16 protein-coding genes are annotated in these 25,525 nt (G+C 47.4%); 7 read left to right on the forward strand and 9 right to left on the reverse strand.

What is annotated here, in order from left to right; translation table 11 throughout:
• Positions 1-20: 20 nt before the first annotated feature.
• From AC4IFB_RS07155 to AC4IFB_RS07175, 5 genes are all read right to left on the reverse strand, one after another.
• Positions 21-2,837, reverse strand: a complete 2,817-nt coding sequence (locus tag AC4IFB_RS07155; RefSeq protein ID WP_490779785.1) for an EAL domain-containing protein — start codon at positions 2,835-2,837, stop codon at positions 21-23.
• A gap of 7 nt (positions 2,838-2,844) precedes the next feature.
• On the reverse strand, positions 2,845-3,720 hold the full coding sequence (locus AC4IFB_RS07160) for a phosphate/phosphite/phosphonate ABC transporter substrate-binding protein (RefSeq protein WP_490779786.1): 876 nt from the start codon (positions 3,718-3,720) through the stop codon (positions 2,845-2,847).
• Positions 3,721-4,170: 450 nt separating this feature from the next.
• Positions 4,171-5,934 carry a SulP family inorganic anion transporter gene (locus AC4IFB_RS07165; RefSeq protein WP_490779787.1) on the reverse strand — a complete coding sequence of 588 codons (1,764 nt, stop codon included), beginning with the start codon at positions 5,932-5,934 and terminating at the stop codon, positions 4,171-4,173.
• Positions 5,935-6,312: 378 nt separating this feature from the next.
• Positions 6,313-6,666: a PDZ domain-containing protein gene (locus AC4IFB_RS07170; protein WP_490779788.1), complete on the reverse strand. Its 354-nt coding sequence runs from the start codon at positions 6,664-6,666 to the stop codon at positions 6,313-6,315.
• Positions 6,666-6,953 carry a hypothetical protein gene (locus AC4IFB_RS07175; RefSeq protein ID WP_490779789.1) on the reverse strand — a complete coding sequence of 96 codons (288 nt, stop codon included), beginning with the start codon at positions 6,951-6,953 and terminating at the stop codon, positions 6,666-6,668. The genes AC4IFB_RS07170 and AC4IFB_RS07175 overlap by 1 nt, the downstream gene beginning before the upstream one ends.
• 241 nt (positions 6,954-7,194) lie before the next feature.
• On the opposite strand from AC4IFB_RS07175, the gene AC4IFB_RS07180 reads away from it, so the two are divergent.
• The gene (locus tag AC4IFB_RS07180; RefSeq protein WP_490776926.1) at positions 7,195-7,449 is read left to right on the forward strand and encodes a hypothetical protein; all 255 of its coding nucleotides are present in this window, start codon (positions 7,195-7,197) and stop codon (positions 7,447-7,449) included.
• Positions 7,450-7,468: 19 nt separating this feature from the next.
• Here AC4IFB_RS07180 and AC4IFB_RS07185 read toward each other — a convergent pair whose 3' ends face one another.
• Both AC4IFB_RS07185 and AC4IFB_RS07190 read right to left on the reverse strand, forming a co-directional pair.
• Entirely contained in the window at positions 7,469-10,513 is a 3,045-nt protein-coding gene (locus tag AC4IFB_RS07185; RefSeq protein WP_490779790.1) for an efflux RND transporter permease subunit, read from the reverse strand.
• A gap of 35 nt (positions 10,514-10,548) precedes the next feature.
• Positions 10,549-11,670: an efflux RND transporter periplasmic adaptor subunit gene (locus AC4IFB_RS07190; protein ID WP_490779791.1), complete on the reverse strand. Its 1,122-nt coding sequence runs from the start codon at positions 11,668-11,670 to the stop codon at positions 10,549-10,551.
• Between the two features lie 231 nt (positions 11,671-11,901).
• Between AC4IFB_RS07190 and AC4IFB_RS07195 the strand changes: the two genes are divergently transcribed.
• Positions 11,902-13,065: an esterase/lipase family protein gene (locus AC4IFB_RS07195; RefSeq protein WP_490779792.1), complete on the forward strand. Its 1,164-nt coding sequence runs from the start codon at positions 11,902-11,904 to the stop codon at positions 13,063-13,065.
• Between the two features lie 304 nt (positions 13,066-13,369).
• On the opposite strand, the gene AC4IFB_RS07200 is transcribed toward AC4IFB_RS07195, so the two are convergent.
• Positions 13,370-14,422, reverse strand: a complete 1,053-nt coding sequence (locus AC4IFB_RS07200; protein ID WP_490779793.1) for a class I fructose-bisphosphate aldolase — start codon at positions 14,420-14,422, stop codon at positions 13,370-13,372.
• 384 nt (positions 14,423-14,806) lie between these two features.
• On the opposite strand from AC4IFB_RS07200, the gene AC4IFB_RS07205 reads away from it, so the two are divergent.
• Entirely contained in the window at positions 14,807-15,361 is a 555-nt protein-coding gene (locus AC4IFB_RS07205) for a VPLPA-CTERM sorting domain-containing protein (RefSeq protein ID WP_490779794.1), read from the forward strand.
• 811 nt (positions 15,362-16,172) lie between these two features.
• Here AC4IFB_RS07205 and AC4IFB_RS07210 read toward each other — a convergent pair.
• The gene (locus tag AC4IFB_RS07210) at positions 16,173-19,076 is read right to left on the reverse strand and encodes a Calx-beta domain-containing protein (RefSeq protein ID WP_490779795.1); all 2,904 of its coding nucleotides are present in this window, start codon (positions 19,074-19,076) and stop codon (positions 16,173-16,175) included.
• Positions 19,077-19,655: 579 nt separating this feature from the next.
• Here AC4IFB_RS07210 and gspD point away from each other — a divergent pair.
• The 4 genes from gspD (at position 19,656) to AC4IFB_RS07230 (ending at position 25,523) form a co-directional block, all read left to right on the forward strand.
• Positions 19,656-21,902, forward strand: a complete 2,247-nt coding sequence (gene gspD / locus AC4IFB_RS07215; protein ID WP_490776919.1) for a type II secretion system secretin GspD — start codon at positions 19,656-19,658, stop codon at positions 21,900-21,902.
• Positions 21,903-22,069: 167 nt separating this feature from the next.
• Complete coding sequence (gene gspE, locus AC4IFB_RS07220) at positions 22,070-23,818, forward strand: type II secretion system ATPase GspE (protein ID WP_490779796.1); 1,749 nt, start codon at positions 22,070-22,072, stop codon at positions 23,816-23,818.
• Positions 23,818-25,038 (forward strand): type II secretion system F family protein, encoded by a 1,221-nt coding sequence (locus AC4IFB_RS07225; protein WP_490776917.1) that lies wholly within the window; start codon positions 23,818-23,820, stop codon positions 25,036-25,038. Before gspE ends, AC4IFB_RS07225 begins: the two co-directional genes overlap by 1 nt.
• The gene (locus AC4IFB_RS07230) at positions 25,035-25,523 is read left to right on the forward strand and encodes a GspH/FimT family pseudopilin (protein ID WP_490779797.1); all 489 of its coding nucleotides are present in this window, start codon (positions 25,035-25,037) and stop codon (positions 25,521-25,523) included. Before AC4IFB_RS07225 ends, AC4IFB_RS07230 begins: the two co-directional genes overlap by 4 nt.
• The last annotated feature ends 2 nt before the right edge of the window (positions 25,524-25,525 follow it).

A 25,525-nucleotide genomic window follows, 5' to 3' on the forward strand; every position in this document is an offset into this window, starting at 1 on the left:
CTAAATTTTACTTCTCAGTGTCAGTCAGCCAGCTGGATAGGCTGAGGTCTTTCGATACCATAACCTTGGGCAAAATCAACGCCTATTGCAGTCAGCCAGTCAATGATTGCTCGATCCTCAACAAACTCAGCAATGGTCTCAATATTCAGCTGTCTGGAGATCTGGCAGATAGACTCCACGATTGCTGCATCCAGGGGGTCATCAGGTAGGTCACGGATAAAACACCCATCGATTTTTACATAATCTACGGGGAGTGTTTTAAGGTAATTGAAAGAAGACAAACCACTGCCGAAATCATCCAAGGCAAATTTTACCTTGAGCCTTTTCAGTCTCCCTATGTAGTTTAGGGCCTTCTGCAGATTTCCTATTGCGGCTGTTTCAGTGATCTCAAAACAGATTCTTTCGCCCAATTCAGGGTTTTGATGCAAACGTGCCTCAACACCTTCCAGGATATGGCGATTGGCTAGAGAGCCACCGGAGAGATTGATGAAAAGACTGATATCACTGTTTTCAGGGATCATTAACCAGTTACATGCTTTGTGAATCACCCATTCATCCACTCGATGCATAATGTCATACCGCTCTGCGGCAGGAATAAACTGTCCGGGCATTACAAGTTGTTGGTTTTCGTCGACCATTCTGACTAGAACTTCGTGATAGATTCTGGAGGATGCCTCCCGTGAGAGGGGTTGTATGCGTTGGGTATAGAGAACCAACCGCTCTTCGTTAAGTGCCGCTTTAATGTGTGTAACCCAGTTCATCTCACTGCGTCGCTCAACCATCAGTTGATCATCTGCCTGGTAGACGTGCGTTCGGTTACGTCCCTGTTCCTTTGCGCTGTAGCAGGCCAGATCAGCCAGACTCAACGCGTTTGGATCGGGCAAATCACTATTTATTTCGACTATCCCGAAACTGGCGCCGATCTGAAAATGACGTTCCTCCCAGGCAAAGGGGAAGTCGGCGAGACTGCTACGTAGTTGCTCTGCAGTATTAAGGCCGTGATCAACATCACAGCCTTTCAATAGTAATCCAAATTCATCACCCCCCAGACGTGCGAGCATGTCAGACTCCCGGGTATGACTCAGCAGCAGAGTAGCAACTTGCTTGAGTAATTCGTCACCTGCCACATGACCGACTGTGTCGTTGACAACTTTAAATTGATCCAGATCGATATAGATCAGTACATGCTCTCCCATACCATTCAATGCAAGTCCGACATGCTTTTCTAATTCTTGATCAAATGCAGTACGGCTCCACAATCCAGTGAGGTTGTCATGCATTGCCTGATATTCAATTTTCCGTTGCAGTTGCCGTGAAACGGATACATCATGAAATACCAGAACCACCCCAATGATCTGGCCTGATTCATTGCGTATAGGTGCGGCGGAGTCTGAAATGGCTATCTCTTTACCTTCTCGATTGATCAGCAGGGTTTGGTAGCCGAGGTTGATAACCCGCTCCTCACGCAAGCAGTGTTCTACCAGGTTTTCTATTGGGGTACGCTCATTCTCATCAATTATTGGGTAGACCTCTTCCAGCGTCCTGCCATCTGCATCCTCGTTTTGCCAGCCGGTCAGCTTCTCTGCAATTGGGTTTAGGAATGTAATGAGACCATTTGCATCTGTAGTAATGACGCCATCGCCAATAGAGCTTAGGGTGACTAATGCGCGTTCCCGCTCTTCATAAAGGGTTGATTCAAGTTCTTTCTGCTCAGTAATGTCAACATGTGTGCCGGCCATTCGCACCATTTCCCCATCGCTATTTCCCCAGGCACGGCCACGGGTCAATATCCAGCGCAAGCTGCCATCTTTATGGTGCATACGATGTAGGATTTCATAAGTTGAAGCTGGATCTTGCAGGTGAGCCTTGAGGTGGCTGAGTACAGCGGGCCTGTCTTCGGGATGGATCAGATCTTCCCAGGCTTGATAGTGATCTGCTATCTCATGTTCCTTGAAACCCAGCATCTCTTTCCATCGGGGTGAAAAGTAGACTTTGTTGGTTGTTAAATCCCAGTCCCATATGCCGTCATTGCTCCCTTCCAACGCATAGCGCAGTCGTTCTTCGCTGGCACTGATGCGCTCATTCATCAATTCGACCTCGTTCTCCCTTTCAACCAAGGTGTCGAGCATATGATTCATGTCATCAGATAATTGACCCAGTTCGTCTGGTCGTTTCAGATGGCAGTGTTGATCGCGATCTCCCGCTTCAATGCCTTTGGCGAATCCAGCCAGTTTACGGATGTCCTGGGTTAGACCACGGCTCATCAACCAGGCAAAAATGACGCCGACGAAGATGGCAATTACGGTATAGATCAGCCCCTCCTGGGTAACTACTTGAAGATTTTCAGTAATCGCTGCACGGCTGATACTTACCCGGGCCCAGCCAATATGATTCTCTTCAACCATGATTGGGTGGGAAACATCGATTTGCAGGGGGTTGTCGAGAAGGATTTGGGTGGTTTTAGGTGCCTGCAATAGTTGCAGGCTGACAGCATCATTGACATAACTACCCACTTTGCTGCGGTCTGTATAGCCCAGTACCTGGCCTTGCAGATCGATAAAAAGGGCATATTGCAGGCCAGGAAACTTCTGCTGAGAGAGAATAACTTCTTCGATGCCGATGTAATCTCTGGCCAGAATCCAGGAGGTGCCATTAGCTGCCAGTGTTTCGGCTAAGGAGATAGCCTGCTGTTGGGATTGAGCCAGCAGAAAATCCTGTTGGCGAGTGACCAGGTCATAGACAAAGACGGTCATCAGAAAAGCATGGACCAAGGAGATACCGAGCATCAGTTGACGCCCGATGGATGCAGTCCAGAAGTGGTGAAACAGCTTCAGCATAATATGACTAGCCAGCACCGCCTACAGGGCGAACTTTCTGTGTAAAGTTATCGATGAACTGCCTAACCACATCATAAGATTGATTTTCAGCAGTTTCAAATCGAGACAGTTCCATCGGTCTTAAAATCTCTCTTCCAGGCTCGTGTTTATGCAGATTGACGAGCAGATCATGAACCTGTTGCACAATTGATTTCGGTACTTCGGGTAGAACCACCAGGCTGTTATTGATGAGAGAGTCAGTCTCCCAGATAACCGATAATTCCTCTTCCAGCTCAGGTCTTTGCTTGGCTAATGCTATCCAGGGCGGTGGCCAGGTAGCACCCGCAGCTGTCTGTTTGAGGTATACGTTCATGATCGAGGACTCCTGAGAACCAACATAGCGGTTATCAAGATCCTTCATGACATCAACCCCATTAGTTTGCAGATAGTATTGGGGCATCATTGTGGCGGCCAGGGCAGTGGGCGCAGGATAGCTGACTTTTCTGCCTTTTAGATCTGAGACCCGACTGATTCCGCTATCCTTTCTGACCAGAATGATACCTCTGAAATTTGTGTCGTCTCCCATCTTCGCAAATACGCGGTAGCCTTTGTCGATAGCGTTAATAGTCTGAAAGGGGTTGGGTAAACTGAAATGAAACTCACCGGCATAGAGTTTCTTATCGTAAGCGGCGTAGTTGCGCGATGCTTCAAGCTTGAATCTTACCCCTGGGATTTGCTCACTGAGATAATCCGTTAGAGGGCTAAAGACCGCATATAGCTTTTGAGGATTGTGCAGGGGGTGGACACCAAAGTGATAGACAGTATCAGTTATTGGCGGTGTGGTTGAAAATGTGGGTTTATAGCTGGGTTCTATTGCCTTTTCGCAGCCACTTAGCAATAGCAACAAGGGGATCCAAAGGAGTGGTTTTGCAATTATTGATAACTTCCACATATCTAAAAAGCGGTCCAAAAATTGTACTCTGTCATTAGAACCCTAGCGGCAGGGGGGGTAAAAAGATTAACACCTCCGATTTGGCCCAGAAGCAGTCTATTCACTAGGGGACATGGCAAACACCAGAGCAAAGCCGAGAAACTGTTACTCAGTCCATCTCCATGCAGGATTAGAAGAGACCTGACATGGCCCGCTGGTCTCAGGAGAAGGCTGCAGGCACCTCCCTGAACAACAATAATAGCTTTAAATATCAGGAGTGCCTTAGATCAGTTAATAAACCGGTTGTAGCACATACACTCGATCAAGTGTCAATTAGAAGGATTCCAAAATTTGCCATCCCATCCCTGGTTTTAGTGAGCAAGGTTATATGTTTTGCCTAACTAAGACAGTGAGTTATTGTTGTTAAGGTTTTTTCTGACACTCATGAAAAATACGCTGTGTGCAACTGGCGCATATCGATTTGTCCAGTTTTTGGTATATACCCCTGATTGCTGCGGTTTTTGATTGGAAAACGTTTCTGGCTCCCGTCGCATCCAGACAGCCATATTTTTCCAAAGAGGTCCACAATCCTTTGGTGACATTGGTTATATAGAGGTTACCCTGATTCTCTTTTCTAAGACGAGCCTCTTCCGCTATCGCCTCACCACCCTGAAGATCGACGAAATTGATACCCTGGGCGATGATCGCGAGGTGTTTTTGTTGCGGTGCTTCCGACCTTATTTTGTCGAATCTCTCCTGAACGTAGTTGACCGAGCCAAAAAATAGCGAACCATCGATGCGAACGAACTTCAATTGTGGGCATTCGGGGAGTTCGCTGTTACATGAGAAGGCTCTTTTATGAAGACGTGGATCTGGAATGCGGGAGGTGATTAAAGGTTTTGAAACCCGCTCCAGGTAGAGGACAAGAGAGAGAAGCACTCCGGCAAAGATAGCAAATTCCAGTTCCAGAAAAAGCGCACTGAAAAAGGTGACCAGTAGCACACCACTCTCCCGTTTGGAGGTGTGGAGGATATGCTTGATCTCTTTAAAGTCGATCAATCCCCAGGCAACCAGAAACAGAATGCCTGCCATGCCAGCTTTTGGTAGATAGGCTGCCAATGGAGCCACCAGGAGCACGATCACCATCAGGAAGAGGCCTGCTGAGACCGCCGCTATTGGGGTTTTAGCCCCTGCTTGGTAGTTGAGGCCGCTTCTGTTGAAAGAGCCTGTTGCAACATATCCAGAGAAAAACGCACCGGCAATATTTGACAGACCCTGACCGACAAATTCCTGATTACCATTGATCCGATATCCGCCACGTGCTGCCAGGGAGCGACCTATAGATACAGCCTCGGTAAGTGCAAAGAGGGTGACTGCTAATGCGGATGGGGCTAGATTCTTGATGTTCTCCAGGGTGAGATTGGGGGCTGACAGAGGCGGCAAGGTATCTGGTAAAGCACCGACTGTAACAATGCCTGTAATGGATTCACCGAGAAACTGGTTCAGACCAAATGCTAATAGACTGCCGGATACCATCGCAAAAATCATGTATGGAATCTGCGGTAGCCAGCGTTTTACCAGTACACCACTGAATAAGGTGAATAGGGCAACACTGGTGACATAAACATTGATTTGACTGAATTGGGAAGCAAACTGGATGAGAATATCGTGTAGATGACCACCGCCTTCCATGCTTATGCCAAAAAAGTACTTTAACTGTTTTGCAGCAATCAATATCGCTGCACCGGCAGTGAAACCTACAATAACCGAGTGGGAGATGAAATTGACCAGAGCACCCATACGTGCGAGACCCAGGGCCAATTCAAACAGACCAACAAGAAAAGTCATGGTCAACGCCAGAGAGACGTAATCGATAGTCCCAGGTTCAGCATAAACCGACAGGGCTGAAAAAAGTACGATTGATGCCGCTGTGGTAGGGCCGGATACAAGGTGCTTCGAGGAGCCAAAGAGGGCTGCAATGACAGCCGGTATCATACCTGCGTAGAGTCCATATTGCGGTGGCATACCAGCAATGGCAGCAAAGGCAACCCCCTGGGGAAGCACGACAATGGCACCGGTTATTCCGGCAGATAGATCGGCACGCAGATCACGATTTGACGTATTTGGCAGCCAATTCAGAAAGGGTAGAAACCAGCTCCACCAGGCAGGATGAGTCGTTGTTTGCATGAAATTTTTACTTCTATGAAATTCATGAGTCTCATGTTGTGAGACTGATGCTTGAATTGCAGTGCAACATGAATGATCTGGTTCTGTTCACCCCTATGACAGCCTTGTCTAGCTATAAACATCCAGTGTCATGTTCACCATTTAATGATCTTATTGCACTGTTCGTGCCATGAGTCGGTGCCGTTAAGTTATTGATTGTAAGTAGATAATTAGAGGCGCTGATTTGATGGCGTTGCATTTTGCAATCGTTCATTCACAGGAATGTCGTAGAACTACTGAATTGTGTGAGATGTAAGGTTTGTTGCAATCCGTAACTATCGTTGCGTTTTGCAATGCCTGGATCGATAGGGTGATCTAATATGGAGGGTCACAGTGGGTTTAGGGTTTCTTAAGATTTAAAACAGCCAACATCCCTTTTCGATAGATCTGAATGTTTATTGATTGTCCTTTTTTATATTGATCAATTTTGCCTCGTATTGCTTGCAGGCTATTTTGGCTATCGAGAGGAATGCCGGCAACAGAGACGATGATGTCACCACCCAGCAAGAGTTCTTGACCATCAATAGTTGCTGGAACACTGCCTTCACGCAATCCCAATCTGTCTGCAGCTGAGCCATCGGCGATTTTTTGCACTAACACCCCTTGCTCAAGAGGAAAGTTGATAGCCTTGGCAATATCTGGGGTAATGGAAATGGCGTTAAGACCGCTCCAAAAGTTGCTCCTTTCTAACATCAATCTGCGTGCGGTATTTGAAGTAACAGCAAAGCCTTGAATTCGACATGAACAGCATCACTTGTATGAACAACATGTGCGGCAGTTAAAATATCCCCCTTGTTGCTGATAACAATACCTGTGCCAATACCTCGATCCACTTTTTCGGAAAGAGGGGATTTTGAATAGGTATGGAGTGTAACAACAGCGGGATCTACTTTCGCAAACAACGAACTGAAATTAGTTGCATGACCTATGACTGGAAATAGTAGTAGAGATAAAAGAAACAAAAAAATTGATTGGTTCAATGTCTGAAAATCCTACTGAAAGTTTGGTTATTAACCCGATTCTACTACTATGGATCAGAGAAGAGTAAAAACCAATGGTCGCTGATTTCAAGTAACGCAGAAATATATATTATCAAGATATCAATGCTAATATCCCAATGGCGAGGCGTGTTGAATCAATAACCTGATACTACTAAGCTTGATGTAACTCTCTGATTGACTATTAGTGTTAACAGGCCCCAACATAATAAAGAGGTTAAAGATGTCAGCAAGTCGCTTTTTGACAATTCACTATCTGGATGGCTCAAATGAGACTTTCACCTTTCCCAAGCAAGCGAAGGATCATTTTGATCTTATGAGTAAATTGAATGACGCTATGAAGACAGATCGATTTGTTATTGAAGCCGATGGCCATCTGCATGTCATACCGCTGACTTCAATTAAGCGTCTGCAGTTCTCGCCGGCTCCCGACACTTTGCCCCAGGGTGTAATTGCTGGTGCCTCACTTAATAGTTAAGGGCGCTCAGCTTATCTGTTTATGAGGTTGGTTTAATCTTAAACATGATTGCATAGAGTGTTGGCACGAATAGCAGCGTCAAGAGTGTAGCAAAACCCAGTCCTGCCATGATGGTGAGTGACATGTTGACGAAGAAGACATCCTGTAGCAGTGGTATCAATCCGAGAATGGTGGTGGCTGCCGCCAACACTACTGGTCGCAGACGGCTTACAGTCGAGTCAAGGATTGCGTCGTAGGCCTGCTTACCGCTGGCAATCTGTTGGTCTATCTCATCTATGAGTACGATGGCATTCTTGATTAATAGCCCGATCAGGGATAGGGCGCCAAGCAGTGACATGAAATCAAAGGCGCCATTAAAGCCAAGCAATCCGGCGGTGATACCAACTATGGCTAAAGGTACAGTCAGCCAGATGATCAATGGCTGGCGGAGTCTGCCGAATAGTAGAATGCTGACCAAAATCATGAGCAGAAAACCGAAGGGCAGGGAGCTGGCTAATCCTGCCTGTGCGTTCTTCGAATCCTCATACTCTCCACCCCAACTGAAATTGTAACCAGGCGGTAGTTCGATTGCTTCTACTTGAGGTTTTAAACGGCTGAACAGGGGAGTGGCCAATTCTGTAGTTGGATTGCATGAAGCGATAATGGTCTGAATACGATCACGGGATCGGATCAGTGGATTTTCGAATACCGTTTCGAAGCCATTGATTACCTGAGCTGCAGGCACTGACTGGTTCAATACCGGACTCCAAAGCACGATATCCCGCAGGTTGCCTACATCACTTCGTTCATCCTCAGAGGCACGCATGTAGATGGGAAGTACCCGTATGCCATCCCGGAACTGCCCTACCGGGGTTCCATCCATAGCATATTGCAGTGCCGAAGCCAGGTTTTCACGAGTAATACCCAGTTGACGACCAACCTGCTCATTGAAAATCGGGCGAATCAGTTTTACAGGCTGCCGCCAATCGTCACGGATATCCTTTGCTTCGGAATCAGCTCGCATGATCGATTGGGCCTGCTGAGAAAGTTGGCGCAATACAACCGGATCTGGACCTTGAAAGCGCGCCTCAATCTTGCTGTCTCTACCTGGGCCGATGCGCATGGATTTTATAATCGGATCTGTCCAGGGGTAGTGTTCTTTGATGTGGCGATCCACCTTTGCCCAGATCTCAGCGATACGCGCTCTGCTATCGGTATGAACGATGATCTGGCTATAGACTGCTGAGGTCTCTTTGGGGTCGTAGACAAGAGTGAATCGTTGATGGCCGCTGCCTATGCTGATGCTGGTCTGCTCCACCCCCTCCTGTTCCATCAGAAACTGGTTGATGCGCAGGGTGTCCTCACGGGTGGCGCGAATATCGGTTCCCTCAATCTCCCAGACATCGACGAAGAACATCGGTGTGTTGGATTCAGGAAAGAAGGCCTGCTTGACACTGCCGAAGCCGACCACTGCCAGCACAAACAGCCCAATCACCATGGCAACTGTAATCCAGCGCAATCGCACGGCGCTGTCTACTACACCGCGAAACAGTTTAAAGACGCCTTTACCATAGGGGTCTTCACCCTGGCCCGCCTCAGCCGAACCCGGTTTCAGCAGTATTGAACAGAGTAGGGGGGTTGTACTGATTGCGGTGACCCAGGAGAGCAGCAGTGAGTAGAGGATGACCCAGAATAGAGAGTTGGCAAATTCACCGGTACTGTCCTGAGAGAGTCCAATTGCAGAGAAGGCCAGAATGCCGATAACAGTACCTCCGAGCAGCGCCCAGATGGTCTTCGCCACAGTCTCCCTGGATGCGTTGGCCGCACTCATGCCGCTCTGCATACGTACCAGCATTCCCTCGGCGACTACGATGGCATTATCCACCAGCATACCCAGAGCAATAACCAGAGCGCCAAGGGAGATCCGTTGTAGTTCGATACCGTCTATGTACATCAGCAACAGAGTGCCTGAGACGGTGATCAGAAGTACGGCGCCAATAATCAGACCAACCCTCAACCCCATAAAAAGCAGCAGGACTATGATCACGATGGCCACTGCCTGACCTACACTGACCAGGAATCCACTGACTGACTTTTCTACTTCCAAGGGTTGATTGTAGATCTCTTTAATCTGCATGCCGGCAGGGATACTTCCGATCAGCTCATGAACTCTGGCATTGAGTAGTTCACCCACCGCCACCACATTTTCACCAGCCTGCATGGAGATACCTATGGTCAGTGCCGGCCTGCCGTCCAGGTAGTACATCTGGCTGGGCACTTCATCATATGCACGGGTGATTTGGGCAATGTCCCGCAGATAGATAAGGCGTTTATCTTCAGAGGCAACCATTACATCGCCTATGTCGGTGACTGACTGTAACTCGCCATTGGGTACGATACGCAGACGTTCGCGATTGACACTGCCGTGGCCTGCGGTGACCACCGTATTCTGGGACTGCAGCAGTTGGGCTATGGCTGAAGGAGAGATACCCAGTTCGCCGAGCCGCTCACGTGAGATATCCACATAGACAACTTCTTTTTGTGTGCCACCGATGGAGACTTTACGCACTCCTGGCACTAAAACCAGTTCCTGTTTGAGGTAGTCGGCGAAATCCCATAGATCTCGCCAGGTGTATCCCTGACCGGTGACAGCCAGATAGGCACCATACACATCACCAAAGTCGTCGATTACCATCGGAGCCTGGGCGCCCGGTGGTAACTTGTTCTTCATGTCTGCAATCTTGCGTCGCAGCTCATCGTATATGTCGGGGAAGTCACCCGCCCGGTATTTATCCTTGAATTCTATGGAGATGTCGGACATGCCGGGTCTGGAGATCGACATCTTGATCCGCTTGACCTGCTCAAGGCGCTGGATAGCATCCTCGATATGGTAGGTTACTTCATCTTCCACCTCCTGTGCGGAGGCACCGGGGTAGAGAGTGATTACCTTGGCATTTTTAATGGTGAATGCCGGGTCTTCCAACTTGCCCATCTTGTCGAAGCTGAGTAGACCACCACCGACCAGTATGATGACCAGCAGCCAGGAGATGACCGGTGTGCGTACGGAGTATTCCCCGATATTCATGTGCGCCCCTTAATGATTCTTCTTTTTGTCGCCCGTTACTGGTACTTCAGATCTTCCGCTCTTTGCATGGCCTGCTCTTTGTCCGGCATCAGTCGTACTTTCATGCCCTTGACCAGAAAGGGGGTGCCGGCTGTGACGATACGGTCTCCAGGCTCTAACCCCTCAAAGACTTCAATATTTTCACCGAGGAGACGTCCAACCTTTACCACTCGGGGTTCGACGGTCATGCTCTCTGCTTCTACAACCCAGGCCTGGGGGTCAAGTTTGTAGTCACCAACAATGGCGCTGGCTGGTACTGTGTAGACTGTGCTGTCACTACTTAATTTACTGAAATCAACAGTCACCTTTGCGGTCATGCCCGGTAGGATATTGGCACTATCCACTCTTTGCATAGTGTAGGTAATTTGAAAGGTTTGGGTCTTGGCATCTGCCTGGGTTGTTATCTCGCGAAAGGTCAGCGGGAAACGGCTGCCGGGAATGTCGGCGAAGGAGACAGTAACCAGAACATTCTCTTTGGCTCTCTCTCTGTCTGCGGATGTCAATCCCCGAAGCAGGCTCTCAGGTACATCGAATTTTACCTCGAGTTCAGAAATATCCTGTAGGACGAGTACCGGTTGTTTGGCCTGTATCTCTTCAAAGTTGTCAATGTTGAGTAGCGCAATGCTGCCATTGAAGGGGGCCGTGAGTTTGGTGTAGTTGAGATCCTGCTGCGCCGCCTTCAGGGTTGCGCTGGCACTTTTGAATTCCGCTTCAAGCTTGTCGAAATCCATTTTGGAGATATTGCCTTTCTTGATCAGTTCCTTAGCGCGACTAAAGTTACGATTAGCCTTGTCATAGTTGGCTTTTCGGTCGTTATAGACGATTTCAAGATCGGTTGGATCGAGTGCCGCAACCAGTTGCCCCGCCTTTATCTGATCACCCTCCTTGACTGGCAACTGATTGAGTACCCCGGATACCCGAAAAGAGAGTTCGGCCCTGCGACCAGCATCAATCCGTGCTGGAAAAGTGCGGATAGCGCCACTGGACGTTGTTTCAATCAGAAAACTCTTGATTGGACGCACCACATCTACCGGTTCAGCCGTAGGAGGTTCACTACATCCACAGAGAGATAGACAGACCATGGTTAGTCCGATGATGCCATTTCTTGACCCACTCATTTTTATTGAACTCCCCAGCAGACAGTCCAGTGGCTGGACTTTTTATAATCTTTGTTAATACTCTACTTTAGCGCCGATTAAAAAAAATAGACAGGTAGTGAAGTAAAAATGAAGCTATTAAATTCCCCCGATAATCTAGGCTTATTATCCCGACTGCCGATCTTGCAAATAGTAACAAACAGGCTTTTGATGATGCTCATTATTGCAGTGATGAGTGGTGGATGTTCTTTGATGGAAATTTTCCAACAGACCGAGGGTGTTAATCAGGCTGGTACTATTTCCGGTAGTGTCACTATCGAAAGTGAGAGTGATGCGCCAGTAGTTATTCTGCTTTTTACAAAAGAGGATTTTGCACCGGAACTTGAGCGAAAATATGTTCTACAGGGCGCAGGTAAATTTCGCTTCTATGCTACGGAAGGTAGCTATTATGTTGCAGCATTTCAGGACACAAATCGTGACAATCTCTACCAGCAAACAGAACCAGCAGTAATATATGGTGGTGATGATATATTTTCTGCAACCCCATTGGTACTTGGGGCCAGTGATCATATTGAACTGAACAATCTGGCGCTGAAAAATCTGATATCGAAACAAACAAATCGAGACAATATCTCGTTTAATATTGAACAGGACCATACTGGAGAGAGGGTTTCTCTGGATGATCCAAGGTTCTCCCGTGAGATTGGTACCCTTGGATTATGGAGACCCATCTCCTTCATAGATCAGGTGGGTATAGGGCTCTATATGCTCTCTGCTCCTGAAGCAGATCGTATTCCGGTGATTTTTATTCATGGTGCTGGTGGTACGCCGCTTGAGTTCGCTGAGTTGACAGAAAGTTTGGATGAGAGTCGATTTCAACCCTGGGTGCTTCACTATCCCAGTGGCTTGAGACTCGATATTGTCAGCGACTATCTTGTGAAAAGCATCAACCAGTTAGAGAGTCAATATCGATTCGACTCATTCTATCTGATCGCTCATAGTATGGGCGGGTTGGTGATGCGATCAACCGTTAAAAAATATTACGAAAGTGAACACCAGCCTGTTATCGGTCTGGCAATGACAATCAACAGCCCCATGGATGGTATGGCCAGTGCTGAATTTGGAGCGAAGTCATCTCCAATTGTCGTTCCCTCCTGGAGAGATATCGCGAAAAACAGTGAATTTTTAGACAATATCAGGAATTGGCCCTGGCCAGGTAAATTGCCTTATCACTTGGTATTTTCTTATCAGAGTGGTGAGGGAGACGATGGGGTGGTTGACCTGGAGAGTCAGATTCCATTGGCACTGCAAACAGAGGCTACTCGGCTATATGGCTTTAACGCGGGACATGCGACCATTCTCAAAAACCCCCTATTCATTCGTGAATTTCAAAATATCATGAATAAGAGTTACTAAAATCAGAGTCCAAGCTCACATCACAAGGGTGAGGCCCTGCCTCACCATAAGAGTGTCGATTCCCCAGAAACCCCAGGTAGTTTGTTCATCTCCATCAGCGTCGTCTGTATAGCGGCTCGATAGGTGGTTTTCTTTTCAGTTGGACATGGTGCGGCAGGGCCGCACCCTACCGTTGAATTTAATCAGGACAGTAGGTGTTATGTGCCGCAACGACGGGATCAGTAAGCATGCCTGATTTTTCGATCCAGATTGAATAACCATTAATATGACAGATTTGATTGCTGGGAGAATAAGATTCCAACAATCAGGCGATAGTCACATTAGAGTCAAGATAGACATCCTGGATGGCATTAAGCAGCTCGACCCCTTCCTCCATTGGACGCTGGAAGGCCTTACGCCCGGATATCATACCCATGCCACCAGCGCGCTTATTAATGACTGCCGTACGCACAGCCTGGGACAGGTCACCCTGACCGGAGGAGGCGCCCCCCGAGTTGATCAGTCCAGCTCTACCCATATAACAGTTTGCTACCTGGTAACGTACCAGGTCGATTGGGTGCTCAGAGGTGAGGTCGCTATAGACCTTGTCATGAGTCTTACCGAAATTAACTGCTCGATAACCGCCATTACCCTCTGCTTGCTTCTGTTTCACAATATCTGCTGCGATGGTGGCAGCCAAATGATTGGCTTGTCCGGTAAGATCAGCGGCAGAGTGATAGTCCACGCCATCAACCTTGAAAGCGCTGTTTCTTAAATAGGCCCAAAGGACTGTTGCCATACCCAGTTCATGAGCCTGTTGAAACGCTTCAGAGATCTCCATGATCTGGCGACGGGAATCAGAGGAGCCAAAATAGATTGTGGCGCCAACGGCTACCGCCCCCATATCGAATGCCTGTTCAACTGATGCAAACAGGGTTTGATCGTAAATCGTGGGATAGGTGAGCATTTCATTATGGTTAAGCTTAACCAAAAATGGGATCTTGTGAGCGTAGCGACGTGACACTGCACCCAGCACTCCCAAGGTAGAGGCAACCGCATTGCATCCCCCCTCAATGGCCAGCTCGACAATTTTAGCCGGGTCGAAATAGATCGGATTGGGCGCAAAGGAGGCACCTCCTGAGTGCTCGACACCCTGATCCACCGGTAGTATTGAAAGGTATCCACTACCTGCCAGGCGACCAGTATTGAAGAGGGTCTGTAAACTGCGCAATACGCCTGGCTTGAGGTCCTTGTCTGCAACAACCCTGTCCACATAGTCGGAGCCAGGAAGATGGAGTGCGGTTTGATCAATAGTCCTGCATTGATGGCCTAACAGGTGTTCGGCCTCAGAACCCAGTAGTTTTGTTATATCAGTCATAAGGGATTCCAGATTGTAGTGTTTTTACTCTTGTTACATGAGTATAGATAGTCTGTTCAGTTATGTTAGAGGGGGCGGAGGAAAAATATTCTTGAAAAAAGAGTACTCTGGTGGATTCTCTTTTTTAACGCTCTTAAGTGATCATAGTCTTACGATGAACTGTAACGTAGAAACAACGTATATTTAGTTGGTAAGCGTTTCCCATTTCAGTATTAACAATCTTTGGCTATGTCGGTTTTGAATGTTGTGCGCTATAGAATTGTAAAATATTAATGTTCAATATGAAAAAGAATATCTTACTTGACAGGGATCACGTTTTTCGGGATTTACAATGCTAAGCTCTGTCGTGGGTCGATCGGAAGAAACTTAATAAGGGACTAAATTATGAAAAGACAATATCTAAAAACTTTAGTAGCTGCTTCTCTTCTTATTCCAATCTTTAGTGTTAATGCCGCTACCTATAATGTAGGAACTTTCTATGTCACTCCTGACAATCCGGATGGTAACTATTCAATTGATACTTCTGGGGCATTTTGGGATGAGTTCGATTTCAATACGCGCACATATAATTGGAGGGATAGTGCCAGTGTAACTTTCAGTGGAACCCATAGCGGCATGTACAATAGTGAACTTCTGCTCATCAATTTGAACACAAGACAAACATACAATTTGGGTGAGGATTTCTCGGTGACACTTGATAATCTGAGATATGGGCAGAGATTCGCTATTGCTGGCGCTGGTCTTATGGCTACTGATCCATCAATACTTTCCTCATATAATTTATCGATGGACGCGGAACTTACCTTATCTACCAACCCACCTAATCCAGTGCCATTACCTGCAGCTACCTGGCTTTTCGCTTCTGGCCTGATGGGCTTTGTGAGTTATCGAAGAAAAAAGACTCCTGAGGAAAATGAGAGTACGTCAATAGTGTCATAGTAATGACTGCTAACTGACAACATCAGTTTAGGTTATAGACTCTGTTTTTAGCGTTTGGTAGAAAAGACTTACACTGATATTTTTCACTTCTTTATGACCTGTATGGTGCTGTAGGGTGGGGCCATGCCCCACCTATTAAGCTGAAAAATATTACAATATAACCAATTTTCTTATTCTAAATATCGAGTAATAATCTATTGATGGCGAGTTATTTAACCCATTTTGGTGGGGCATGGCCCCACCCTACCTAGGTCACTAATATCGAAGTTATCCTGCATTAGGTAATGAGGGATCAGAATCAGTTGCAGTGTATATAGAGACATGACTTACAGTGATATTTTTCACTTCATTATGATCTGTATGCTGGAAAAATAATAGAGCTGTAGGGTGGGGCCATGCCCCACCATATTGAGTTAAAAAATAGTACAATGTAGCCAATTATCTTATTCAAGATATAGAGTGATAATCTATTGGTAGCGAGTTATTTAACCTGTTTTGGTGGGGCATGGCCCCACCCTACCTAAGGCGCAAATATCGAAGTTATTCTGCAATAGCAATGAGGGATCAGAATCAGTTGCAGTGTATATAGAGACATGACTTACAGTGATATTTTTCACTTCATTATGATCTGTATGCTGGAAAAAAATAGAGCTGTAGGGTGGGGCCATGCCCCAACATATTTAGTTGAAAAATAGTACAATGTAGCCAATTATCTTATTCAAGATATAGAGTGATAATCTATTGGTAGCGAGTTATTTAACCTGTTTTGGTGGGGCATGGCCCCACCCTACCTAGGGCACAAATGTCGTAGTTATTCTGCAATAGGTGATGTGGGATTAGAATCAGTTGCGGCATCAGGGGTTTTGTTTTCTTCTGAACTCTTAGTACCCCCTGTATTTGATTCAGATAGATCCTCGGTAGTACTGCTCTTTGATAAACTCTCTTCAGAGGTCACATCTGACTTTTGATCTGTCTCATCTGTTTCAGTATCACAGTTAGAGTGACCACTGTCTGAACCACATGACGAATCTTCACTGTTTTCTTCATCGGAACCCTTGTTTGAATCGCCATCCTGCTCCTGGCTGGTTTTCATCCCACGTCCATTCGATTCTCCATAGCCTCTTAAGTTGAGATCGAAAATCTGTAGTGAAGAGCTACCCTTGGCTTCACTTTTTCCAGCCGCTTGATCACTGCTTTGTTGACCACCCAACTCTGAACTTCCCTGGTTTGATGATGAACGGGGAGTAGGGGACTGAATAGAGACAAAGGGTAGTGCATCATCCTCTATTATGCGGATAATAGCCGTTCCAGGATCGGAGATCACTGCACCGTTACTGGCATCTGATAGGATTAGGGTGAAGTTGCTTTCAGTTTCATACAAAGTGTCATTGATTATCTCAATCGATAATGGCAGACGGCTGATACCCTCGGCAAAAGTTATTCTACCGTTTCTAGGGATATAATCCTCACTCTTCGTCGCTGAGCCATCGAGGGTGTTGTATGCTACAGATACTTCAGTGTCGAGATTTCCTTCACGAATCAAATTTACAGTAATTTGTCCATCATTTTCCCTGATTTCATAACTCACGGATTCAAGTGAGATCGAAGCAAACCGGCTGTCCGGGTCATCATCCAGTATGGTTATGGTTGTCGATGCAGGCTCACCGATTGTTGCTTCTCCTTCGATGTCAGTTAACACTATCTGAAATAACTCACTGCCTTCAAACAGGCTATCATCGATCAATTCGACCGAGATCTGCTTTTCTGTCTCTCCTGAGAGAAAACGAACCTTCCCCTCAGTGGGAATAAAATCACTTTCGGCAGTAGCTGTATCAGAGATAGTTTGATACTCAACATCTACAGTGCCAGCACTACCACCAGTGCGAACCAGGCTGATCAGTGCTTCTCGATTGGCTTCATTAACAGCAACTGAGACGGTGCTGAAAGCAATTGAACCCGCGCCATCATCATCAAGTATCAATACCTCGACTTCGCTTTGATCTCCTAAAGAGGCCTTACCTTCTACATTGCTTAAGCTAATAACGAAAGACTCATTCTCCTCATCTTCCCGGTCATTGATAATCGGGATCTCGAAACTGCGCATTGTCTCGCCATCGGCAAAGATTAATCGTCCTGATTGTCGTAAATAGTCGACGTTGGCGCGGGCATCAGTACCACTGGTAGCAAAGTCGACAGAGACTTCACCGGTCGTACCTCCCATGCGCCTTACAGTGACAATCAGTTGCTGTGTGGATTCATTGACAGAGTAGAAGGGCTCGCTGAATATAAGCTGGCTCTGCTCATCAGAGCCGAAATTACTGAAGAGCAGCTCATAAGCGGCTGAGACATCAACCAGGCCGTAGCCAGATTGATCGTCATTTCCTGTTTCGCCAAGGTCGACTGCAGAGTCATATAGAGCAGTTTCGATCTGCGATACAGGTAGCTCAGGAAAGGCACTTTTCAGCAGCGCAATAGCACCAGTGACATGAGGTGCTGCGAATGAGGTGCCGGAGACGACGTTGTAGGCTATCGGTAGCAGGTCGGTAGTGAAAACCAGTGCGCCGGGTGCCACAAGTTTGGGGTAGGCGCCGCCATCACAAGCATTGGGGCCGCGGCTGCTCAAGAGCTCGATCTGCTCCGATTGATCTATAGAGCCTACAGACAGAGCGCCAGGATTATTGGCAGGACTGATACTGGTAGCTGTAGAAGGGCCGTAATTGCCTGCTGCAAAGACGACACCTATGCCGGCCTCCTGTAGCAGGCGAATATCTTCGCCAAACTCTTGATAGCATTGATTGATGGTGCTGGCAAAACCCCAGGAGTTGTTGACTACATGTGGTGCGTCATCAGTCAATGGGTCGCCGTCCGGATCGAGCAGCCATTGAAAAGCCAGGTGAATCGCGCTCAGAGTTGTTTGATTGCCATCATCAAATATTTTTGCGGCAATCCATTTTGCCTCAGGAGCCAAACCTACCTGATAACCACTTTCGTCTCCCCCAAGAATCAGTCCAAGGGCTTGTGTTCCATGACCGACAAGGTCTACCGGTAGATCGTGTTCTTGGTAGGGGTCGAACCAACTATTGCTGCCTCCGCGCCAGCGGCCTGAAAGATCCGGGTGGTTGACATCGACACCAGAATCCATGATGCCTACGACTACACCTTCACCAAATACCTCCTGCTGCCATAGATTTGGGGCATTGAGTTTGTCGATATTCCACTGGGGTATGGCAGCACTGTCTTCAACCTCAGGGGAACTCATGGTTAAACGCATATCAGCAGTCACACGCTCAACGCCGGGCAGTCCGGTGATATCATCCACCAGATCAGCAGGTAGATCGAGGGCGATACCATTGATTGTCCATAGCATCTTAAGCTCGGTTTTGACACCATGTTTTCTCAGTAACCTGGCAACTGCAGCTGAGGCTCTCTGAGTCTGCTTTTTCAGACTGCTAAATACACCTGTGCGAAACTGCTTGCGATTGATTTTTTGACTATCAGAGGCGCTCTTATACTGATGTGCTTTACGATGGGCCTCTTTAAGCTCACTGATTTCATACTCTTTTTCGAAACGGACTATGACGGGGACTGATGTCCGTTGACTGGCATCCGCAACCAACCTTTCCACATCAGCTGTGAGAATCGCTGCTGCGTTTACAGAGGGCAGATAGGTGGTGATTGCCACTACAAAAAGTATGCTAGAGAGTTGGTGTCGCATGCTGCATTCGCCATAAAAGACGATTAGTTCCTTAATGGGGAAGGATACTGTTTATACTAGGGCCTATTCGATTAGTGTTAACAGGCCCTTGTTCCACAGTATCAGTTTATTAACTATATTCTTTGTACCTATAGTGCGATATGCAGACTACTACTACCAGAGTATGAGGTATGTTACTACCTGACCTGGTATGTAAATTATAAGAATATAAAGCACATATACTCTATAGATGGTTGTGATTAGTGGTTTTTCATTAAACCGGCCCAAGGTAAGACAGTAGATGGCAGGTAGGGTTTTTATGCATCAAAGGTAAGGCATTACCCTATGCATAAATACACCTTCCCATGAATCATACTATCAACGGAAATCTGCTGAGATAGTATAAGGGAACATCTGATTGATTCAGATACAGGGAGGTGATGGGATGGAGTGAAGTTTTTTCATGTTGATTGGTAAGCATACAGAGTGTGATCTTCTGTTCAATTTTTACAGATTCGACATGGTTCAGCCGCTACCTACCAAAGAATTAGAGATATTCAGAGATTTATTGAGTTAGCCGCACTGCTGCGAGCATAGGAAATGACCACAGGTAAGCCAATGGGAATAAGAGACAATAGATTGTTGGTAGTCGTTCTGTCTGCAGGCCTGACCCTGCTAATGGCTTCCTGCGCCCAACAGCCTCAGGTTTCCGACACAAAGGCTAATGACGGTTATCAATATACTGCCCCCAAGAGACCCGAACTGCCTGGCTCAGATTCAGGGGATGGCAATGAACTCGTACTCTCACAGCAGGTTCAGCGGGAGCCCGAATTTTTTATTCGACAGGGGAGTGGTGAATTTCTCAACCAGAATGCCCAGTCGAAAGCCGGTTCCCAACCAGCAAAAGGTGATATTACCCTCAACTTTGAAGCAGTAGATCTTCGTGAAGTAGTGAAGGTTATTTTTGAGGAAATACTGCAAGAGAACTACCTCATTGATGAGAAGGTTCAGGGCAAAGTCACCATCCACACAACTTATCCGGTATCTATAGATGCGGTATTACCGATTTTGGAAAACATTCTGCAAATGAATGGTGCGGTAATGGTTCGCAACGGTGCGCTGTATAAGATTTTGCCTGCTGGGGAGTTGAAAGGGATGGCCTTGAAACCCTCGATAGGCAAAGGGCAAGGGAAAATGAAAGCTGGCCAGGGTGTACAGATCGTACCCTTGAAGTACATCTCCGCTCTGGAGATGAAAAAAATCCTCGAATCATTCACAACCAATGCTGAACAGGTGCGGGTTGATGCTGGTAGGAATCTGATGATTCTCAGTGGCTCTTACCAAAAGATCAACAACCTGCTGCAAACCGTTAAAATGTTTGATGTGGATTGGCTCAGTGGTATGTCTTTCGGCCTGATTCCGCTGAAATACACTGATGCAAAAACCCTCACTGAAGAGCTGAAACACATTCTGGGGGATGGAGAAGCCTCTCCCCTGGGCCATATGATTAAACTGATTCCCGTTGAACGCCTGAGTGCGGTGATGGTGATCAGTCAGCAGCCAAAATATATCGATGAAGCGCGCCGCTTGATTGCACAATTTGACCAGGGCAGCGATAAGTCGCCAGATCGTCGGCTCTATGTTCACCATCTCAAAAATGGTAAAGCGGAGAGCATTGCCACAATTCTTCAGAGTATTTTTGGCAATGAAGTGACCACTCCTTCTGCTTCGGGAGGGTTGAGCAGTAGTGACCCATTGTTACGTTCAAATGTCCGTTCACCGACAGCTTCAGGTATTGATCTTAATAACAGTAATGCAGATAGGAATGCCGCATTGACCAAAGATCAGCCTCAGATGCCCAGTGGTGCTGCTGCGAGTGGTGCAGCCCAGCCATCGGCTTCAGCTGGGGCGGCATCATCTGCAACGATAATTGCTGACCCGGATAACAATGCCATACTGGTAATGGCAAGCCCCAAGGACTACCAGAAGATCAAAGCCACCATCACCCGCCTGGATGTAGCGCCCAAACAGGTCATGATCGAGGCAACGATTGCTGAAGTGCAACTTTCAGATAATCTGAGCTATGGTGTGCGCTGGTTTTTTAATGGTTCCACAGGAGGCGGTCGCCCCTATGAGGGTGGCTTGGGATCGCCTCTACCTGGTAGCGTCGGAGGTGATGGCTTTGCTCTGGGATTATTCAATAACCTGAATGATCTGAAAGTATTTTTCGATATACTTGAAAATGAGTCCTCGGTTAAATTTCTTTCTGCTCCACAGATCATGGTCATCGACAATCAGACTGCCAGTTTCCGGGTTGGCGACCAGATTCCAATCGTGACCCGAGCTTCCCAAAGTACCTCTGATCCGAATGCGCCGATTGTCTCTGAAGTTCAGTTCAGAGATACAGGTACCTTGCTTCAGATCACGCCTCGTATCAATGAGGGCGGGATGGTCACCCTGGAGGTCAATCAGGAGGTGAGTACACCCGGATCGGCGCCTGCAATTGGTGGTGGTGGCAATGTTGCTATTTCACAACGTACAATAGAGAGTACCGTTGTTGTGCATGACGGCCAGACCGTCGTTCTGGGTGGATTGATAAGAGAGAACACCAGTAGCGGCAAAACCGGCATACCTGGTCTGATGCAGATTCCTTTTCTGGGCAGTCTGTTTGGCAGCACCACAAAGGATGTCAGTCGCACGGAATTGATTGTCACACTCACGCCTAAAGTGGTTCGTAATCCTCAAGAGGCCTACGATATTTCCCAGGAACTACGGGAAAAGATACGAGATGCCACACTGTTTCAGGATGATTTCAACAGGAAACGCGCTGAAAGATCGGGAATATAGAATCTTATTGCCTGACCACCACTAGTGTGATGTAACGAATAAACTGCACCAATCAGCTCTGCAGGGTGAGCAAATGATTCCTGCAGAGTCCATTGCTTTAGTGTTATCAGGCTCTAAACTTCAATAGTAATGTGTGGATATTTCCGTAGTCCGAATACAGGCGTGGGATGAATACAACAAGTCGAAGCATCAACAACGAAACCCTTACCTCCGAACAGCAGGAGCAACTGGAACCTGTCTACACCAGTCAGCCGCTTTGCGCTGCTTTGGTTGCTTCAGGCCGCTTGGGTATTGCTGAGGCGGATCGAGCAGTTCGACTCAAGCAGAGTCAACAAAGTGACGAATCTATAGGGAATATTCTACTCCAGCTTGGCCTGATCTCAGATCGGGATCTGGCCACAGCCCTGGTCGATATTTGTGGCGTACCCTTAGCAGAACGAAAGGATTACCCCGATCTGGCCAATCTCAGCGAGAATATCTCTGCAAACTTTCTGAAGCAGCATCGCCTGGTGGTGTTCGATCATATTGATGACCACATTCTGGCGATTATGGTCGATCCCAGTGATCTTTATGTCATTGAAGCACTGGAGTTGATCAGTGGTAAGTCGGTGCAGCTTCAGGTTGGTATTGCCAGCGAAATCGACGAGACCATACAGGAGCACTTTAACGAATTACAAAAGAGTGGTTCTGGTGATGAGGGCGATGGCCTGGAACACCAACTGCTGTTGGATGATGTTGAGCAACTCAAAGAGCTTGCCAGTGAAGCGCCGGTAATCAAGATGGTCAATCAGATCATTTCCCGTGCCGTATCCAGCAAGGCTTCCGATATCCACATCGAACCTTTCGAGCAAGTTCTGAAGATACGGTACAGGGTTGATGGATTGTTACGTGAGACGGAACACCCCTCTATCAACATGGCGCCTGCATTGATTTCACGTATTAAGATTATGGCCCATCTGAATATCGCAGAGCGCCGTCTGCCCCAGGATGGACGTTTCAAAGTTAGAGTGCATGGCGCCACATTGGATCTTCGTGTTTCTACCGTGCCTACCCTGCATGGGGAGAGTATGGTACTCAGGTTGCTGCAACGGGATGAGGTGAACCTGGATTTTTCCAGTCTGGGTTTTGAAAGCGCTACGGAAAAGCGTCTATTGGAGATCCTCGATCGTCCCCACGGCATTGTTGTTGTTACCGGGCCTACCGGTAGTGGTAAGACCACTTCTTTGTATGCTGCTCTGAACTATCTGAATCGTCCTGAGAGAAAGATTCTCACGGTTGAAGATCCAGTGGAATATAACATCGAGGGGGTGAATCAGATACAGGTGAAAGCCAGTATAGGTCTGGGTTTCTCAGAAGCTCTACGATCCATCGTGCGTCAGGATCCGGATGTGATCATGATTGGTGAGATACGTGACCAGGAGACGGCTAAGATTGCGGTTCAATCAGCACTTACCGGACATCTGGTTCTCTCATCACTGCACACCAATGACGCGGCAGGCAGTATTACCCGTTTTCTCGATATGGGGATTGAGGCCTTTCTTCTTACCTCAACAGTTAACGCAGTGGTTGCACAACGCTTGGTACGAAATCTCTGCCGGCATTGTAAAAAGCCTTATACGCCGCCACCTGAAGTCCTTGCCCGTTTCACTGGATCTGACAAAGCACCAACCCTCTACAAGGCAGTTGGATGTGATGAGTGTGGTGGTAGTGGCTATCGTGGTCGTAGCGCTATCATTGAAATGATCGAATTGAGCGAAGCGATGCAGTCTCTGATTCTTCAGGGTAAAGATAAGCATGCCTTGGCTGCCTGTGCCAAGCAGGAGGGAGCGAAATCGATGTATGACGATGGACTGCATAAAGTGGCCCGAGGTATTACCACCCTTGAAGAAGTGCTGCGAGTCACTCAGGAAGGTTAATGGCATCATATCTCTATAAGGCGGTTACCCCCGAGGGTGAGGTTGTAGAGGGAATGCTCGATGCAGTAAGCCGTGAGCATGCAGTAAACCAGATTCATCTTAGCGGGCAGGTGCCAATCCGTATTGAGGAGAGCCAGGAGACTATTCGGGCTGCGCCTCGTCAACTGTTCAAACGCAAGAAGGTTCCTCAGGGGCAGGTTGTCGCTTTTACCCGTGAACTTGCAACCCTATTGAAATCTGGTCAGCCACTCGAATCAGCACTTGGCATATTGGTTTCAATTGCTGGCGCTGAATCACTTTTCAGCCAGCATATCAACAGCATCCGTGACAGTCTGAAGAGTGGACACTCTTTTGCTGATGCCCTGGCAAAAGAGGAGGGGATTTTCAGCAATTTCTATGTACAGATGGTTCGTGCCGGTGAGGCGGGAGGGGCGCTGGAAAATGTACTCTCACGTCTGGCAGTTCACTTGGAGCAATCACAGGAGGTTAGAAGTTCTCTGATCTCTGCTCTGATCTATCCGGCCATATTACTGTTTGTTGCCATTAGCTCAATCCTGATTCTATTGACCTATGTAATTCCTCAGTTCAGCGAACTGTTTATGGATATGGGAGAGGCTCTACCCCTTTCTACGCGCATCACCATGGGCATGGCGTCATTCCTGCAGGAGTATGGCTGGGTTTTAGCCCTGGGGGTCATGCTGCTGGTTTTCTATTTCAAATGGCAGATGAGTAAAAGACGTACAGCAAAACGTTGGCACGCCCGTCTGCTCAATCTTGGTGTGGTTGGACCGATTGTCAGACAGGTTGAGGCCGCTCGTTTTTGCAGAACGCTCGGCACGCTATTGGAAAATGGCGTGCCACTGCTCAAATCCGTAGCAATTGTTAAAGAGACAATTGGCAACTTTGTAATTGCGGATGGCATGGATCATGTCATTAAACACCTCAGGTCGGGTCACAGATTGGCCGATCCCTTGGCTGAACATGCTCAATTTCCTCAATTTGCGCTGCAGATGATTCGTGTTGGTGAGGAGTCAGGGCAACTGGAGCCGATGTTGATGCAGACAGCTGATATCCTCGACCTCGAAACGCAAACTCTGATCAAAAGGGCACTTAGCCTGGTTGAGCCTGTGATGATACTGGTGCTCGGATTAATTATCGCCGGTGTCGTGATGTCGATTCTGGTGGCTATTTTAGGCGTCAACTCTCTGGTCGCGTTATGAGCAGGCAACTGGCTCAACGCTGCCGAGGTTTTACTCTGATTGAGATGTTGCTGGTGTTGGTCTTGATGGGCATGCTGTTCTCTTTGACGCCGCCCTTACTGCATAAAGCGTTTCCAGCAATCAAACTGAAAGCGGCAACCCGTGATCTTGCTCAGGAGATTCGTTACGTACAGCAGACAGCCATAATTACAGGTAGAGAGTCCCGCATGCGTTTTGATATTGAGAACAGCCGCTATCAAAGCGACCTGGTCAATCAGGGAGAAGTTCGGCATCTACCAGATGGTATTAGTTTTGCGAGTCAGAAGGTCGCTGATCGCCAACAAACCCTGGTTCTGCGATTCTATCCAGATGGTAGCTCCAGTGGGGGGTTGATTCGTCTCGGTAATGAAGCACAAGCTTTTGTTATCGCAGTGGATTGGTTGACCAGCAGGGTGCAAATCATCAACAGCCGTGATCTAAAAGAAGATGCTCGATTCGAAGTGTGAGG

It is taken from the genome of Candidatus Thiodiazotropha sp. AKIB8 (genome assembly GCF_058244675.1).